Origin of the sequence: Providencia sp., assembly GCF_052096715.1 — a bacterium.
Classification (GTDB): Bacteria; Pseudomonadota; Gammaproteobacteria; order Enterobacterales; family Enterobacteriaceae; genus Providencia.
In genome coordinates this window covers 21,917-39,324 of sequence record NZ_JBQDNB010000027.1, presented here as the reverse complement: position 1 = coordinate 39,324, position 17,408 = coordinate 21,917, and the positions used below count along the sequence as shown (strand labels likewise).

Sequence of the window (17,408 nt, the reverse complement as noted above, 5' to 3'; positions counted from 1 at the left end):
AATTATTTCATCGGTTGAGAGGTATTATCATGAGTATTCCTGCAAATTTTAATGGTCAGCGCCCTGTTATTAATCCAGATGATGCCGTTATGTTATTAATCGATCATCAAAGTGGTTTATTTCAAACGGTTGGTGATATGCCAATGACTGAATTACGTGCTAGAGCTTCCGTTTTAGCTAAGATGGCATCATTAGCGAAGCTCCCTGTTATTACAACTGCATCTGTTCCTCAAGGTCCTAATGGTCCATTAATCCCAGAGATACACCAAAATGCGCCACATGCACAATATATTGCTCGTCGTGGTGAAATTAACGCATGGGATAACCCTGAATTTGTGGCTGCGGTTAAAGCGACGGGTAAAAAACAACTCATTATAGCGGGAACAATTACTAGCGTTTGTATGGCGTTTCCTGCTATCAGTGCGGTTGCAGATGGTTATCAAGTATTTGTTGTTATTGATGCATCAGGAACTTACAGTAAGATGGCTCAAGAGATTACTTTAGCTCGTGTCGTTCAAGCTGGTGTTGTACCAATGGATACCGCTGCGGTTGCCTCTGAATTACAAAAAACATGGAACCGTGACGATGCAGGTGAATGGGCTGACGCTTACACTAAAATATTTCCTGCTTATCAGTTGCTTATTGAGAGCTATGGCAAAGCGCAAGAAGTTCTCAAAAATAATGAGCAGTTAGATTCACAACACTAATTGTTCATTAATTGTCGATTTTCTATATCAAATTGAGCTGGGGGGAGGCTCCCCCCAATTTTAATAGGTAAATTTGATAAATATTATATTGTTGCTGGATACTAATATGATAAAAGTCATTTAGGTTGGCAGGTATACACCCAAGCTGGCGGGAAATTGCGGTATACACGTTGTTTGGTGAAATTGAAATAGCGTTCAAACATGGGTTCACAACTTTGTGTGTATTGGAATAACACAAAGGTTCCTTTCTTTCGCGTTAAGCATTCACTGGCTCTTTTGAGTATTCTCATCCCTGTTTTTTTATCTAATGAACGAAATGGAATACCCGAAATAATCGCATCATATTCACCGGAAAGATGTTCCGCAGAAAGGTGATTTATAATGACTCGACTATCATCAATTTGTTGTAATAATTGAATAAATTCATCATTTATTTCATAAACATTTAATGATGTATCGAATGTTCCTTTTCGTAAAATACATTTTGTGATGACACCGTCTCCAGCACCGATTTCTGCAATTTGAGTTTGATTCTTCCAGTCAATATTATTGAGTATTGCATCGCATAGCCAATAGGTTGAAGGCATAATGGTACCCATCTTTGTGGGTGATGCAATAAAGTGCTTGATATAAAGTTTATAAGGATTGATAAAGTTAAATAAGAAAATTTTCATATAATTTAACTCCTTACCATTAGCGAGAGACTTGTGTTCTATTATCCAGAAACAGGAAGGCCACATTCATGACAGAATTTATCTTCTGGTTTTAATATTGAGCGACATCGCTGGCATTGGGTAATATTACGATATTGTCTATCCAATTTGTCATCATAATATTGTTGGTCGCCATCATATTGTCTATCACGATTTCCATGTTTTGATGAATGACCGTGTTTCGATGAGTGACCTTGGTTAGTGCTATGGCCGTATTTTGAATTGCGTGAGTTTTTACCGAAACCTAATAATCGACTGAGAAATGACATAAGTAACTCTCCGTTATTTATATTGTTCAAAATCAGTCTAAACCTTAGAGCTAACTCAAGACACAATAGCTAAACCATGTTATTACAATTAATTACAATATCATTCGGTTTTGTAAAGGGCATTTTATGGCTAGAGAGTGGAATTATTTATTGGTTTTAATGAAGAGATTGCTGATATAAAAACGGGGAATGATTTCCCCATTTTTATTGTTTGGTGATGGGCTAATTATAACTGTGGGCGTTTTACAAACCCGATAGCATCATACACTTTATCAAGGGTTTCTTGAGCACGCGCAGCTGCTTTAGTTGCGCCGTCGTCCATAATTTTATTTAACAGAGCTTCATCATTACGGAAGGTGTTATAACGTTCTTGTAATGTGGTTAGCATGCTGACGACGGCATCGGCAACGGCACCTTTTAGATGACCGTACATTTGCCCTTCAAACTCAGCTTCAAGCTCGGCAATCTTTTTACCTGTCACACCAGACAAAATATCCAGTAGATTAGAGACCCCTGCTTTATTTTCGATATCATAGATAACACGAGGTGGCTCTTCAGAGTCAGTCATCGCGCGTTTGATTTTCTTCATTGCGGCTTTTGGGTCTTCTAATAGCTCGATAACGTTGTTACGGTTTTCATCGGACTTAGACATTTTTTTGGTTGGATCTTGAAGAGCCATAACACGAGCACCGCCACCCGTTGGGATGAATGGCTCTGGTACAGTGAAAATGTCACCATAGATAGCATTAAAACGTTGAGCAATATCACGGCTCAATTCAAGGTGTTGTTTTTGGTCGATACCAACAGGGACTTGATTGGTTTGATAAATCAGAATATCTGCGGCCATTAATACGGGATAGTCAAATAAACCGGCATTAATATTTTCAGAGTGACTCGCGGATTTATCTTTAAACTGCGTCATACGGCTGAGTTCACCAAAATAGGTATAGCAGTTTAGCGCCCAGCTGAGTTGTGCATGTTGCGGCACGTGAGATTGGACGAAAATTGTACTTTTTTTCGGGTCAATGCCACAAGCAAGATAGAGAGCTAAGGTATCGAGAGTTCTTTTACGCAAATTGTCAGGGTCTTGACGCACCGTGATTGCGTGTTGGTCTACGATACAGTAAATGCAGTCGTAATCGTCTTGCATTTGCACCCACTGACGTAATGCACCCATATAGTTACCGATGGTTAATTCACCGGAAGGCTGTGCGCCGCTGAATACAATAGGTTTTTGGGATTGCTTTAGTTGTTCAATGGGAGTACTCATCTCTCTTACTATCCTTTTTAATTATTTTATTTCAGCTAAGCCAATCGTAGGCAAAAGGTCTGAAAAGTTTGTTAATACGCAATCAGGCTCACTTAGTGCAATGGATTCACCATAGTTATAGCCATAGGTCAGCCCAACACTTGGGCAGCCCGCACTTTGCGCTGCAATAATATCATTACGGGAATCACCGACAAAAAGCAATTCTTCTTTGTGCAAACCAAATTGTCCCATGACAAGATAAAGTGGGGCAGGGTGTGGCTTGAGCACTTTGACATCATTTCCACCTAGTACCAGTGAGAAATAATGATCTATAGCTAATTCCTTTAATAACGGCGCGATAAACGGCGTCGGTTTATTGGTGACAATAGCCATCGGTAAGTGATTTTGAGCCAGTATGTCGAGAGTTTCTTTCACTTGAGGGAACAATTCGCTACCAGTCGTGACTGAAATCGCATAATACTTAGCAAAGCTTTCACGAGCTGTTTTTTGTAATTTAGCTGAGATAGTAGCGCCTGCCCATGTGAGGGCTCTATCGACTAAAACATCGCCACCATTGCCAACCCAAATAGAAACACGTTCTTTACCCGCAGGTGAAAATCCATGTTCGTCAAGCATTTTGTCGATGGCTTCAGTTAAGCCACCGGCGCTCTCAACAAGGGTTCCATCTAAATCAAAAGCAATAGCTTTAATATTTTCTAAAACAACTTGTGTCATTACGAGACCTTTTCTAATTCTTTGCGCATGGCATCGATGACAGTTTTGTAGTCAGGTTGATCAAAGATAGCTGAACCTGCAACGAATGTATCTGCACCCGCGGCTGCAATTTCTGCGATATTATTGACCTTGACTCCGCCATCAACTTCGAGACGAATATCATAACCACTTTCGTCAATTAGTTTACGAACTTGGCGCAATTTATTCAGTGTTTGTGGAATAAAGGATTGACCGCCGAAACCAGGGTTAACTGACATCAGTAAGATCATATCGACTTTATCCATCACATATTCAAGATAGCTTAACGGCGTCGCTGGGTTAAAAACTAGTCCGGCGGTACAACCATGTTCTCTAATCAACTGAAGCGATCTATCGATGTGTTCACTGGCTTCTGGGTGAAAGCTGATATGGTTTGCACCTGCTTTAGCGAAATCAGGAATGATCCTGTCGACAGGTTTAACCATTAAGTGAATATCAATGGGGGCAGTGATGCCATAGTCACGCAGTGCTTTACAGATAGGTGCACCAAAAGTCAGATTTGGGACATAGTGGTTATCCATAACGTCAAAATGAACAATATCTGCGCCGGCAGCGAGGACTTTTGCAGTATCTTCGCCTAAACGAGCAAAGTCAGCAGATAAAATAGATGGGGCAATGAGAAAATCTTTCATTATTGTCTCCGATTATTAATCGTTATCTGTGAGCCATTGTGTGCTAAGAGCAAGGTCTTGGGTTGCTAGAACGTCAGTTTTACTAGGAGAAAGAGTATTTAGTTCTCCCGCATAGAGTGCCAATATTTCATTGACCTTAGCGCGATTTAATATGTTTCTACTAATGGTTCGGCGTACTTTAACAATGTGTAACTGTGCCTGATGATACCACTCTCGCGTAAGCGGGGTATCGTGATTTGAGATAAGAACTGGAATTTTGCTTTCAGATGATAATTTTCTAGCTAAAAAGGCCAAATTTTGTTGGTCTTGAGTATTAAACGAATTGGTATGATAAGCCGTAAAATTGGCAGTCTCTGACAGCGGTGCATACGGAGGATCACAGTAAATGACTGAGCCTTCTTTTGCATTGAGCAGTGTTTCATTATAGTGCTGAGTAACCATAATGGCGTTTTGCGATTTTTCAGCAAACCACAGCAACTCATCTTTTGGAAAATAAGGTTTTTTATAACGGCCAAAAGGAACGTTAAATTCGCCACGTGAATTATAACGACATAATCCATTATAACAGTGACGATTTAAGTACAGAAAAAGGATACTGCGTTTTTCTGTGTCGGTCGATTTATTAAATGCTTCACGCATCAAGTAATACTGTTCTGAAGTGTTGAATTCAGGTGTAAAAATCCGTTGTGCTTCATCAATAAAGAAATCAGTACGATATTTTACCGTATTATAGAGGTTGATGAGGTCACTGTTGATATCTGCCAGTACGTAAGAATCATAGCTGGTGTTTAAAAACACGGAACCTGCACCGACAAAGGGCTCGATTAAACAATCACCTTGTGGAAGATGTCTTTTAATATCTTCCACAAGAGGGTACTTACCCCCAGCCCATTTTAAAAAAGCACGTTTTTTCTTCATGTCGTCTTATAATTACAATCGTTTAGAGTAACTACACACATACTCTGTCAGGACAACACAATGCGCCCGGGGGAAAACGTTGTTATTTTTGATCCTGTTTAACTTGTTTCATATTTCTGACCCACGGTTTCTTCGCTTGAATTGCGGCTGGTAAGGTTGCAATTGCATTTTTAGCATCACTCACGGAGCTATAATTACCATAAATTAGGACATACCAAGTTTGTCCATTACGAATGGTTTTGTACACTTTATAGTTAGCAAGTTTATTGTCTTTTGCGAAGGCTTCGAGCGTATCAGAACGGCTTGCACTACTTAATTGTAGTGTATAGCTTCCGGCAGGAGCCGCCATTAAGTTTCCACTTTGGGTATTACTTGCCGTTGTTGACTTAGCGGGTGGCTTTGTTTGAGCTTGTGGCTTAGTTTCAACGGTTTTCGGTGGTGTTCTTTCTGGTGTAACCGGTTTTGTCACCGGCTGCTGCTCTACAGGTTTAACCTGTGGTGGCGTTAGTGGCGTGACATTTTGTGGTTGTGTAGTTGCTGTACCTTGGGTCGGAGTTTGACCTTGGTTAAGGGCATCAACAACATCACCTGGAATTTCAATTCGCTCACCAAGGCCTGTTTGTTGTGGCTGTAGCTCACCTTGTGTTGGCGCTGGGCTAACTTGTGGTCCGTTTATTTCTTGAGCTTGGCCTGGTTGAGTCTGGCTTTGAGAGTTAGTCAAAGAAGATGAGCCAGATAAATCAATATTACGTTCATTTGCACTATCAGTTTGCAATTTTTCGTGCTCAGTCGGTGCTTTTAAGGCTGAGCTAATGGCAATAATTAAGAGTAATAGCACAAGTACACCGACACCAATCATAATGTGTTGGCGAGATAGCGCTATTTTAGGCTTTGTAGGTGTAGATTGGCGTGAGCGCCCTGTTGGTCTATCTGATGAATCAGGTCTTAGATCATTTTGACCCTGATTATCTGGTTTAAATTCGTCCATTTTCCTCTCCCGAATAAAGTTCGCCTGTCGTAGAGATAAAATGTTTTTTATCATTACAACCTGTTAACGATTAAGCAGTGTATTTCTGCTTACTTTCAAAGTAATAGATTCTTTCGCAATCTCATTGCTACTTCAATGAGATTACATCTATATATTTAAGAGTATCGTTTATAGGCGCTAGGCATACCGTATAATTTAACGACTTTAGCATACATCTACCAGTAACATTTTAAAACGCCTGTAAATATTCAAGGTTTTATTTGTTCTGAATGGAATACTATCTATTTTAGCGTTTTTTTAAGGCATGCAGGAAGATATCGCTGTGATAACAGTTTGAGCATCAATATCTGAACGCATCTCTGAATGGCCGATAGTAGTTGGTAAGATTAAATGAAGTTTTCCACCCATGACTTTTTTATCTCTCATCATATGAGGTAAGTAGTCATCAGGCTTCATTTGGGAAGGACCTGTTACAGGAAGTTGAGCTCGCTCTAAAAGCGTAATGACTCTTTGTGTTTGTTCCGAGGTAAAGTTACCGATAAGTTCAGCAGTTTTGGCTGCCATTACCATCCCTGCGGCTACGGCTTCACCGTGTAACCACACGCCATATCCCATGTGAGCTTCAATTGCATGTCCAAAGGTATGACCAAGGTTGAGTAAGGCTCTTAATCCGTTAGTTTCTTTTTCATCGGCAGCGACAACTTGAGCTTTAAGCTCGCAGCAGCGACGAATGCAGTAAGCCATGGCTTTGTCATCTAGCACCATAAGCGCATCGATATTGTCTTCTAGCCAGTTAAAAAAATCGCCATCAAGAATGATGCCATATTTGATAACTTCGGCGAGCCCGGAAGATAATTCTCTTTTAGGTAACGTTTTTAAACAATCCAAGTCAATAATAACCGATGCAGGTTGATAAAATGCACCAATCATATTTTTGCCTAGGGGATGATTAACGGCGGTTTTACCACCAACAGAAGAGTCTACCTGGGATAATAAAGTGGTTGGAACTTGAATAAAGCGCACACCGCGTTGATAACTCGCCGCTGCAAAGCCCGTCAAGTCCCCGATAACCCCCCCACCAAGAGCGATGAGGGTAGTGTCACGGTTGTGGTGGTTTTCAAGTAATGCGGTAAAAACATCATTCATAATAAATAAAGATTTGTACTGTTCACCATCTGGTAGTACAACGGATTCTACCTTAACGCCTGAAGATTTAAGTACTTGTTTTATTTTATCTAAATAGATAGGTGCAAGTGTTTCGTTAGTCACTATCATTGCTCGCTGACCCGCAGTTAACGGCCAAAATGCATCTGTTTGGTTGTACAAACCAGGTGCAATGGTGATTGGATAACTGCGTTCATCCAGAGTAACAGTGACTTTTTCCATCTTGCTTTTACCTTGAATTAATTACTTATGAAATGAACATAATGGTTAGTTAGTTTTTTTCTAACAGTTCAATGATTTGGCTCGCGACAACTTTTGCACTTTGTTCATCAGTATGAATTGTTATATCAGCAATTTCTTCATACATCGGATTGCGTTCAGATGCGAGTTTCTCAAGTACTTCACGTGCAGGCTCATCCACTTGTAAAAGAGGGCGTTTCTTATCACGTTGTGTTCTCGAAAGTTGCTTTTCAATGTTGGTTTCAAGGTAGACAACGACACCACGAGCAGATAAGCGATTGCGAGTTTCTTTTGATTTAACAGAACCACCGCCTGTCGCTAATACAATGCCCTGTTTTTCAGTGAGCTCGTTGATGATCTTTTCTTCGCGATCGCGAAAGCCTTCCTCACCTTCTAGGTCGAATACCCAACCTACATCTGCGCCAGTACGTTTTTCTATCTCATGATCAGAATCGAAAAACTCCATATTAAGCTGTTGAGCCAACTGACGACCAATAGTGCTTTTGCCAGCACCCATCGGTCCAACCAGAAAGATATTGCGTTTCTCTGCCATGTTTTTTGGTATTACTACGATTATTCGTTAATGATCACCCGCCCCGCCAATTGGATCAGCGGCGGGACCTAAACTGAAACCTCATAAGTGATGATGTGAGATCAGATAAGAAAATTATCTCAATACATCCACCTAAATTGCAACTACATAAAGAGGCACTAAGTGAACAAAGTGCCTCAATTTTAGTTACTAGTTTCTATATTCGAACCGTCTACTTTGCCTAACACTTTGTTTAATATAAATTTTAACAGGTTTTTCATCGCATTCAGTACGTGATATTACTGTTAATTCTAGATCAAATTTATTGTGGCTGTTTTATAAGCGGCTGATAGTTTGTTCTTTAATCTACCGATAGTTAGAACACTCAATGGATAACCTTGTATGCTAAAACGGCGTCAGCGTCAAATTTATCCGGTATGTTTATGTCATAAAAAATAATATTTTCTTCAATATTTTGCTTTTTATTCGTTCAACCAATTGAAATCTAGTGTTTAATTTTTCATTTCTAAATATTGACTAGTTTTGGGGTAATAAAAACAACTAAAACTCTTCTATCAATGTGCTCCGCACTATTTGCAAATAAAGCGCCTAAAAATGGAATCCGAGAAATAAAGGGTAAGCCTGTTTCTGTTTTTTCTTGTTTTTGTTGGAAAATTCCCCCAAGTATTAGGGTTTCATTATTTTTAATTGTTACGGAGGTCGAAATTTCTTGTTTGTTTATTGCTAAATGATGATTTTGGCTGGTGGTTAATGCGGTATCTGGTGAGTTATGGCTGATTTTGAGTATCAATTCGACTTTTTCATCTCGAAAAATAGTGGGCGTTACATCCATACCTAGCACTGCATCTTTGAATTGAACATGTGTTTTTTTATCGCTACTAATAACATATGGAATTTCAGTTCCTTGCTGGATATTAGCGGGCTGTTTGTGAGAGGCCATCAAGCGAGGGCTGGCAATAATAGAGAGTAAATTTTCTTTTTCTAATGCATTGAGCTTCAGTTCGAGCAGCCCATCTCCCAGTTTCAATAAGTTGAATGAAAATTGTCCAGGCGCTACATTATAGCGATTAAATCGGCTGTGATGATTATTGGTTGAGTTACCTGCTAGCATTCCCCACTCTAAGCCTAATTCTTGTAGTGCGGTTCTACTGCTGCTAATAATATGAGCTGTAATTTGCACTTGATGTTTAGGCACATCTTTTTGTTTAAGCCACTCCTCGATAATCATCATTCGTGTTTTATTATCTTTTATAATCAAGCTATTGGTCGTTATATCATGACTGACGATAGCATCATTTGATAATAAAGATATCTCAGGTTGAATAAGTTGTTGATAAACTTCTTGTACATCTATCGAGACGAGTTTGAATATTTTCTCTACGATGATGATATCCGGTTTATTTGCTGTTTTAAGGGGTAACGCTAAAACGGGTATTTCATCCATTTCTGAATCTATTTCTAACACTGGAACAAACGGATCTCGCATTTCTTGCGCATTCGCCAAAAAAATAAATAAAAAACAAAATATAACGGTATGAATTGTTTTATTTTTCATGATTACTCTATTTCCTTGATGGATGAATCTTCCTTGATGTGTAAATCATCATTGATAAACACGGTATTTTTAGTTGATGAAATTGAAATAGCTGCGGTTAAATGGCCATTCTTATCTTTTAGATTTATTTCAAAAAACAACCAAGCGTTTGCTGATGGCTCTAAAATCATGGCTTGAATAAAATGATAGATATGAATAAAAGAGCCTTGAATTTCGAGCTGGAAAGCAAGGCTATCAGTATCTGTGGCTTGTCGAGGTTGCAACTTATTTAGTGTCACCTTTGAATTAGCAATAAGGGACTGTAAGCGAGCGATAAACGTTTGTGGTTTTATTTCAAATTCAGAGAGTTGTCTTAATTCACTAATCTGTTGTTCTAGTTGAGAAGAGGTTGCTGATTGGTCAATAAATTGCATCTCTTGCTGGGTATTCGTAACAAGTTCAGTATTATCCTGCCGAAGTGAGATAACTTGTTTTTCCTTATCACTCCAATATTGAAAATAATATCCTGTAAGAGATAGGACAATAAGTAGGCTCACTGGCAATATTTGCTGCCAGAAAGGACGGTACCAAAAAGCATGAGAAGTTTTATTCATAGGCTTCTCTTCGATGTGTTGCACTGAGATGTAAATAATTTAAATTTTTTACCCGAATAAGCTTTTTGAGTTGAATATTATTGAGTAAGTGGCTGTGTTCTAGTTGATCTGGAAATCGACTAATATCTTGGAAATGATAACTTTTGGCTGTTATTTCAAGATGATTGTTGAGTAATTTGACTGAATTTAACCAGCTTTTTGGCGGTGTCATTAAGGGTAATGTTTGGAGTAGAGCAAGTAGGTCATGGTTACTTTGACTGTATTTATTTAGCCTATTTTTTTGTGTGGTGAGCTTATCTATCTGTTTTTGCTTGCCTAATCGTTGTGATTTTAGCTGTTGAATTTGTTGTAATTGTGCTTGTTGATGAAATTGTATCGTTTTTAAGTGTGTGACAACTCTATTTTGGTGGTGAGTTAAATAACAACATAAAATCAGCGCTAATAGACTGAATATGATTGTAATTATGATTAAATTACGTTTCTTATTTTTAATGTTTTCATGTCGCCATGGTAGAAAATTAACCTGATACATATTAGATATCTCCATGGCGTAAGGCTAAACCTGCGGCGATAACAAAGTCACCAAGTAAGTGGGGGAGTTTAATAGGATATTGATGAAAAGCTTGCCGTAAATCCCATTGATTTTGCGCATCTGATTGAGGGTGATCGCTAATGTAATAAATGGGAAGCGTGGGTATGCTTTCTTCGTTACCAAGTAAAGGAATTAACTGAGATAGGGTAGTAATTTCGTTATCTTGGATGTGATTATAATTTGCCGGTTGGCTAAGAGGCCCAGACCATAACCATTCCCCTTGGCGATAATGCACTAGCCAACATTCATCTGGTAGGTTTGCATATTTTGCGACATATCGTAAAGCAATAGGGGCAACATCTATGGCACTTAGGTTGAAGCCGCTTTCTGCTAATAGCTGCTGCCAAAAAGTTACGTCAGACTTACGGGCACCATTGAGATATACATTAGATTCAATGACGCGATAATCTAAAATGAGATCTTCTGCATGCATGGGAAACAGTTTTTCTGCTCGTGTTTGTAAATACCATTCTAGTTCGGGTTGCTGTAAATTCGTTTGAGTGGAAAGCGAGAATTGTTGTTTTAATGTACGTAAAGACGGTAATGCTATAGAAACTGTGCAGTTTTTCGGTAATTTCTGACGCCATTTTTTTAATATTTCGAGTAAAATAATATGTTGTTCGTGTTCAGGTTTTTCATCTAAATTAGTCGAGATATGATGCTGCCAGCATTCACACAGAGACCAGTGTTTGCGGCGTTGCTTTGCAGCAACTAGCTGAATTTTATTTCGATATAGGTCGATCCCAATGCGCCATTTTGGTGTGTACATAGATAATTTCCTTATCATCAACAAATAAATTACATTTTCTATTGCGTTGTATAAGCTTTATACTGTAAATCAGCTGTATCTAAACCCTCCTGTCAGTCGAGCATGGGAATTCTCTGGTGAAGTTCGTAAAATATTTTTTTATTTTTGTTTTCTGTTGCATTTTTTTGGGAAGCGCTTCGATTTATGGCATGTATAAATATGTCGAAGGTGAGCTACCTGATGTTGCAACAATGAAAGACATCCGCTTGCAAATTCCAATGCAAGTATTCAGTGCTGATAATGAACTGATTGCACAATATGGTGAAAAACGCCGTATTCCTTTGCCGCTGAGTGAAATTCCACCACTCATGGTGAAAGCCTTCATAGCAACAGAAGATAGCCGTTTCTATGAGCATCATGGTATTGATCCTATTGGTATTTTTCGCGCAGTAACTGTGATGGCATCATCCGGGCATGCTTCTCAAGGTGCGAGCACCATTACGCAACAGTTAGCGAGAAATTTCTATTTAAGCCCTGAAAAAACGTTAATGCGTAAGGCCAAAGAGGCTTTTCTTGCAATCCGTATCGAACAATTGTTTACCAAAGATGAAATCATGGAGCTTTACTTAAATAAAATCTATTTAGGTAATCGCGCTTATGGTGTTGGTGCAGCTGCTTATGTTTACTTTGGAAAAACAGCCGATGAGTTAACGCTCAGTGAAATGGCAATGATCGCCGGACTACCAAAGGCACCTTCAACATTTAACCCACTTTACTCTTATGAACGTGCTGTTAATCGACGTAATGTTGTACTGTTACGGATGTTAGAAGAGAAATATATTTCTCAAGATCAGTATGAAAAAGCGAGAAGTGAGAAAATTGAGGCATCTTATCATGCCCCAAAGGTTGATTTTTCAGCACCTTACTTGGCCGAAATGGCTCGTCAAACACTGTATGACCAATATGGTGAAGATGCGTATACCGATGGGTATAAAGTCTATACCACGGTTATTCGTAAAGATCAGCTAGCAGCAACCGACGCGGTACGTGCCAATTTAATCGATTACGATATTCGACATGGTTATCGTGGTCCTAGCGAAGTGTTGTGGAAACCAACAGAAGCGGCGTGGCCAACAGATAAAATTGTAGAAACACTTAAAAAATCGCCAGTTTATGGTCCTTTATTGCCTGCGGCGGTGCTATCGGCAACAGAAGGAACTGCAAATGTATTACTGGCTGATGGCTCTGAAATTCAGCTGACAATGCCTGGCGTTCGTTGGGCGCGTAAATTTATTTCAGATACGCAGCAAGGCGCAACTCCTCGAAGTGTTAATTCAGTAGTACAAGCGGGTGAAAAAATTTGGGTACGCCAAGTTAAAGATACTTGGTGGCTAGGGCAGGTTCCTGATGTCAATGGGGCTTTTGTCGCGTTAAATCCCAATAATGGTGCGATTATTGCTCTAGTGGGTGGTTTTGATTTCAATATGAGCGAATTTAACCGGGTGACACAATCACTGCGTCAGGTCGGCTCGAATATCAAACCGTTCCTATACACCGCTGCAATGGATAAAGGCCTTACGCTGTCGTCATTGCTCAATGACGTACCTATCAGCCGCTGGGATGCGGGAGCAGGCTCAGATTGGCGTCCTAAAAACTCGCCTCCACGATACGATGGTCCAATTCGTTTAAGACAAGGTTTAGGTCAATCTAAAAACGTCGTCATGGTACGTGCTATGAGGGCTATGGGTGTCGATTATGCAGCCGATTACTTAACCCGTTTTGGATTCCCTGCTGAAAATATTAACCGTACCGAGGCATTGGCATTAGGTGCTCCATCATTTACCCCAATGCAAATGGTGCGTGGTTATGCCGTTATGGTGAACGGCGGATACCTTGTTGATCCGTTTTATATTTTAAAAATTGAAAATCATAATGATGAAGTGATTTTTGAAGCAAAACCTAAGATTGCTTGCCCTGATTGTACGAATATTCCTGTAATTTATGGTGATACTGAGCGCAGTATTACGTTAAAAGGTGTTGATGATGAATCAACTGAGGAAGTGACACAATCAGGCAGTGGTGTTGCTGCGCAGGAACCGACAATGGAACTTACTACAGCGGCAGAGCAAGGTGCTAGTTCTCAAGATATATATGCGCCTCATGTGATAGGTACACCACTCGCATTTTTGATTAGAGACGCGATGGTGACTAATATCTACGGTGAGCCGGGCTGGTCGGGTACAGGTTGGCGAGCTGCAAGGGATCTTGGTGGTCGACGAGATATTGGTGGTAAAACGGGAACAACTAATAGCTCGAAAGATGCTTGGTTCTCCGGTTATGGCCCTGATGTTGTCGCTTCTGCTTGGATAGGTTTCGATGATAATAAGCGAACATTAGGCCGAACAGCTGCAAGTGGTGGTGAAGCGGGTGCTAAGAGTGCTCAACCTATGTGGGATGATTTCATGAAATCTATCTTAGAGGGTGTTCCTGTTAAAATCATGCAACCACCAAAAGGGGTTATTTCAGTGTCTATTGATAATAGGACCGGTAAATTAGGTTCTTCTCGTAAAGAGTATTTCATTGAAGGGACTGAACCAAAAGAACATGCAGTACAAGAGGTAGGAACAACCATTTCAACGGAAGGTGGGGCAAGCCAAGAGCTGTTTTAAACCTGACACTGCATAGATTTAAATTTACACCCCATTGTTGCATTTAAAGGCATGGGGTGTTTTTTATCAGGTTGTGTTATTTGATATTATTTAAATAACGCTCAACATAGAATAGAGCGCTAATATTTCTGGCTTCATTAAAGTCAGGGTGATCGAGTAATTCCATCATGCGTGCAATTGGCCATTTAACTTGTTGTAGCGGCTCGGGCTCATCGCCTTCGAGTTTTTCTACGTAGAGGTTCTGGGCAATTAAAATATTCATTTTGCTTGAAAAATAAGACGGTGACATGGTGAGGTTAGCCAGTTGAATGATGTTATGCGCACCATAACCGATTTCTTCCTTGAGTTCTCTTTGTGCCGCTTCAAGTGCGACTTCACCTGGGTCTATTACACCTTTAGGGAAACCTAATTCATAGCTTTCAATACCGACTGCGTATTCGCGGATCAGGATTAAATGCTCATCGATAATTGGCACAATCAGAACTGCCTCACGTTTAGCTGGGCGCATTCTTTCGTAGACACGTTTCTCACCATTGCTAAATTCGAGGTCAACTGATTGGATGCTAAATAATTTTGATTTAGCAATATCTTGAACATTTAAGATTTTTGGTTTTTTAAACTCTGTCATAATGATTTCCGAGCAGGATGAGTGAATATCTCTGCGTAAAAGCCAATTTAATTTATAAAGGCGATACTTTTACATCGCTATCAACTATGACCTAAATCAAAAAAAAATGATAGAGATTATCGGGTGGATGAAATGCTGCTAGTATATCTCTCGCCGAAGAACAGCACAGATTGATAAATAATAATATTTATTTACAACATATTGTAAATTAACATAAAAAATAGAAATAGAATAGGAATTGACTTATATAGAGATTGCATAGTGATTGCTATGCTTTTCCAGCTAATATTTGATTGGGGTAAACATGCTTAACCACGTCATTATAACGGCTATAATTATTATTAGCCTAACTATAATGGCTTCCTTCCTGTATTTCAGGCGGGGGCGGCATTCTGGCGTCTATCAGATACCTTCCTTGGCTACACCTTCTTTTCGAAAAATGATAGATGCAGACTACCAAACTATCACCCAATATTTAAATCATTGCGCTTCTACATCTCAACATACACCTCAAACGGTGTGGCAAATTAAAAAAAACGCCACGATTGTCACGCTATGTAATTCGGTCACGCGCTTTAATTTGCGCCAAGAGCAAGGGAGCCCTTGGCGTTATTTTATTGATACGATTGAAGTACAGCTTCCTTCTCAACTCGAACCTTTCTTACAACGACAAAATGTGATGGAGATTGTTGAGACTGACCATCTACCACTCATTGTATCTATGAATAGTCATTCATTAAAAGATTTTAGTAATGAATGGTTGGTTGAGCCTGTTACTGAACCCGCAGCACCGGAAGCGGCAATTCAGGAACGTGAACAGCACAGTATTGAGTTATTACGTATACGCAAAGAAACGCCAGAAGAGCATCGATTACATCATTCTTCTGGTTGGCTAGGTGCAATAGTCATTTGTTTAAGCTTTATTTTGGGTTATTTGACGTTAATTGTGATTCCTCTTTTACAAGGGGTCGGGCTAGTTACTTCAGTTATTTGCTTCGTAATTGGTTTGTTTATTTTATTTCGTTCTAAAATGTTTCCGAGTCAATATGAGGATGTTAAGTGTGTTTATGGGCAACCGAAGCGTTGGGAACTTTTTGGTGAGTTAGATAAAAAATATACTTCAACAGTGTCTATTAGTGGCGTTGATCTTCATTACCCCACGCACTGGGCACCTTATGTAAAACATGAATTTAATCGTGCAACTAATATTGATTTTTATGTGTCTGGCGATGTACTCAAGCATGGGCAATACCTTTCTCTTCATGAAGAGGAGCGCTCTTACCCTTATAAACGATTTAAAAAAAATATTCTCATACTCGTCGGCGCATTATTTGTTTTAGCATTAGTATTTTCTTATCAATCAATTAGTTTACCTGTGAAATTGGGTTTTGCTTGGCTTGAAGGGTCACAAAAAGTCACCGTCACAAATTCAACGGAATTGGAAACGCGTAAACTAAAAGTCGGTGATACTTTGATCGCTAAGGGGATGGGAATGTGCTATCGCCCGCCTAACCTTAATGATGCTAATCAGGCTTTATTTGTCCCTTTTGACTGTTCAGGGGTGTATTGGAATAATGTTAGTCTGGTTAATGAACCTGAATCAGAGATTGTAGACCGTGCTATTGAATTGCTTCATGTGGTAAATAGTCAACTTCATCCAGATAAAGATGCTGGTGGTGTAAACCCAAGATTGCAACGAGATATTATGAAATCTGGTATGAATATTATTTTTGATTTTTCTGAAATAATATTAAAAACCAATGCATTATGTAAAGAGGATACCGCTTGTTCCAAGCTACAGAATGCCTTGACGAACCTAGGTAGTACCGATGATTGGCCGACTCTTGTGAATAAGGCATCAACTGGAAAGTTGAGTGGTGCGCATGTTTTATTGCGGGGAGGAAGCGCTGAGACCTTGGAAAACTTAGTTGAAGCCACCACATATGAATTTATCAAGAAAGAAATAGATAAAGAAGTACGTAAATTAAATAGTCCACCACCAGGTGGTGTGCTACTTATTAGTGACGAAAATAAATCATTAGTAGATTTGATAGCGGGTAATTCACTTAATGACTTGACGCAATTACAGCGTTGGCAAGAGCTTCAACGGTTATCGAGTATTCTGATTAATACGCCGTTTGATGTCGAAGGGATTATTACTCATTTATCGGTTGACGCTAATGGTACATTACATATTGTTTTGCATGAAGAACCCGATTCCGCGGTGCTATCTCAATATGTAAGTAGCTCTCTTTTTGTTCTATTTCTGATGGTTTGCGTGCTAATAAATGGCTCGCTGATCGTTATTCGTGTTTTGAATAACAAAAGGCGTTTACGTAAGATTGTTCAATATTACGATAAATGCTTTGAGGCAGACAATCCTTCCAATCGCAGATAGTCTAATACCCCTACGGTG

General features: G+C 39.4%; 17 protein-coding genes. 3 read left to right on the top strand and 14 right to left on the bottom strand.

The window, feature by feature from the left end:
- Nucleotides 1-29: 29 nt before the first annotated feature.
- Nucleotides 30-707, top strand: coding sequence for a hydrolase (locus tag ACTH6U_RS17165; RefSeq protein ID WP_441832715.1), 678 nt, complete (start codon nt 30-32; stop codon nt 705-707).
- A 116-nt stretch (nt 708-823) separates the two neighbouring features.
- Here ACTH6U_RS17165 and ACTH6U_RS17160 read toward each other — a convergent pair whose 3' ends face one another.
- The 13 genes from ACTH6U_RS17160 to pilM form a co-directional block, all read right to left on the bottom strand.
- Nucleotides 824-1,381, bottom strand: coding sequence for a class I SAM-dependent methyltransferase (locus tag ACTH6U_RS17160; protein WP_441832714.1), 558 nt, complete (start codon nt 1,379-1,381; stop codon nt 824-826).
- Between the two features lie 41 nt (nt 1,382-1,422).
- Nucleotides 1,423-1,689 (bottom strand): hypothetical protein, encoded by a 267-nt coding sequence (locus ACTH6U_RS17155; protein WP_441832713.1) that lies wholly within the window; start codon nt 1,687-1,689, stop codon nt 1,423-1,425.
- A gap of 226 nt (nt 1,690-1,915) precedes the next feature.
- Nucleotides 1,916-2,959: a tryptophan--tRNA ligase gene (trpS, locus tag ACTH6U_RS17150; RefSeq protein ID WP_294110322.1), complete on the bottom strand. Its 1,044-nt coding sequence runs from the start codon at nt 2,957-2,959 to the stop codon at nt 1,916-1,918.
- Nucleotides 2,960-2,980: 21 nt separating this feature from the next.
- On the bottom strand, nt 2,981-3,673 hold the full coding sequence (locus tag ACTH6U_RS17145; protein WP_441832712.1) for a phosphoglycolate phosphatase: 693 nt from the start codon (nt 3,671-3,673) through the stop codon (nt 2,981-2,983).
- Nucleotides 3,673-4,344 (bottom strand): ribulose-phosphate 3-epimerase, encoded by a 672-nt coding sequence (gene rpe, locus ACTH6U_RS17140; protein WP_294110317.1) that lies wholly within the window; start codon nt 4,342-4,344, stop codon nt 3,673-3,675. The genes ACTH6U_RS17145 and rpe overlap by 1 nt, the downstream gene beginning before the upstream one ends.
- A 15-nt stretch (nt 4,345-4,359) precedes the next feature.
- Entirely contained in the window at nt 4,360-5,262 is a 903-nt protein-coding gene (gene dam / locus ACTH6U_RS17135) for an adenine-specific DNA-methyltransferase (RefSeq protein ID WP_294110315.1), read from the bottom strand.
- 82 nt (nt 5,263-5,344) lie between these two features.
- Nucleotides 5,345-6,250: an SPOR domain-containing protein gene (locus ACTH6U_RS17130; RefSeq protein WP_294110314.1), complete on the bottom strand. Its 906-nt coding sequence runs from the start codon at nt 6,248-6,250 to the stop codon at nt 5,345-5,347.
- A gap of 297 nt (nt 6,251-6,547) precedes the next feature.
- Nucleotides 6,548-7,636, bottom strand: coding sequence for a 3-dehydroquinate synthase (gene aroB / locus ACTH6U_RS17125; protein ID WP_434720417.1), 1,089 nt, complete (start codon nt 7,634-7,636; stop codon nt 6,548-6,550).
- Nucleotides 7,637-7,685: 49 nt separating this feature from the next.
- A complete protein-coding gene (aroK, locus tag ACTH6U_RS17120; RefSeq protein WP_068438981.1) occupies nt 7,686-8,207 on the bottom strand; it encodes a shikimate kinase AroK in 522 nt (173 codons plus the stop codon).
- 505 nt (nt 8,208-8,712) lie between these two features.
- Entirely contained in the window at nt 8,713-9,762 is a 1,050-nt protein-coding gene (locus ACTH6U_RS17115; RefSeq protein WP_441832711.1) for a transporter, read from the bottom strand.
- A gap of 2 nt (nt 9,763-9,764) precedes the next feature.
- Nucleotides 9,765-10,355 (bottom strand): hypothetical protein, encoded by a 591-nt coding sequence (locus tag ACTH6U_RS17110; protein WP_441832710.1) that lies wholly within the window; start codon nt 10,353-10,355, stop codon nt 9,765-9,767.
- Nucleotides 10,348-10,887 carry a PilN domain-containing protein gene (locus ACTH6U_RS17105; RefSeq protein WP_441832709.1) on the bottom strand — a complete coding sequence of 180 codons (540 nt, stop codon included), beginning with the start codon at nt 10,885-10,887 and terminating at the stop codon, nt 10,348-10,350. Before ACTH6U_RS17105 ends, ACTH6U_RS17110 begins: the two co-directional genes overlap by 8 nt.
- A 1-nt stretch (nt 10,888) precedes the next feature.
- Entirely contained in the window at nt 10,889-11,716 is an 828-nt protein-coding gene (gene pilM / locus ACTH6U_RS17100) for a pilus assembly protein PilM (protein WP_441832708.1), read from the bottom strand.
- 116 nt (nt 11,717-11,832) lie between these two features.
- On the opposite strand from pilM, the gene mrcA reads away from it, so the two are divergent.
- Nucleotides 11,833-14,364, top strand: coding sequence for a peptidoglycan glycosyltransferase/peptidoglycan DD-transpeptidase MrcA (gene mrcA, locus ACTH6U_RS17095; RefSeq protein WP_441832707.1), 2,532 nt, complete (start codon nt 11,833-11,835; stop codon nt 14,362-14,364).
- Between the two features lie 76 nt (nt 14,365-14,440).
- On the opposite strand, the gene nudE is transcribed toward mrcA, so the two are convergent.
- Nucleotides 14,441-14,992: an ADP compounds hydrolase NudE gene (nudE, locus tag ACTH6U_RS17090; protein ID WP_441832706.1), complete on the bottom strand. Its 552-nt coding sequence runs from the start codon at nt 14,990-14,992 to the stop codon at nt 14,441-14,443.
- A gap of 304 nt (nt 14,993-15,296) precedes the next feature.
- Here nudE and ACTH6U_RS17085 point away from each other — a divergent pair, with 304 nt between their 5' ends.
- Nucleotides 15,297-17,390, top strand: coding sequence for an IgaA/UmoB family intracellular growth attenuator (locus tag ACTH6U_RS17085; RefSeq protein WP_441832705.1), 2,094 nt, complete (start codon nt 15,297-15,299; stop codon nt 17,388-17,390).
- Nucleotides 17,391-17,408 lie beyond the last annotated feature (18 nt).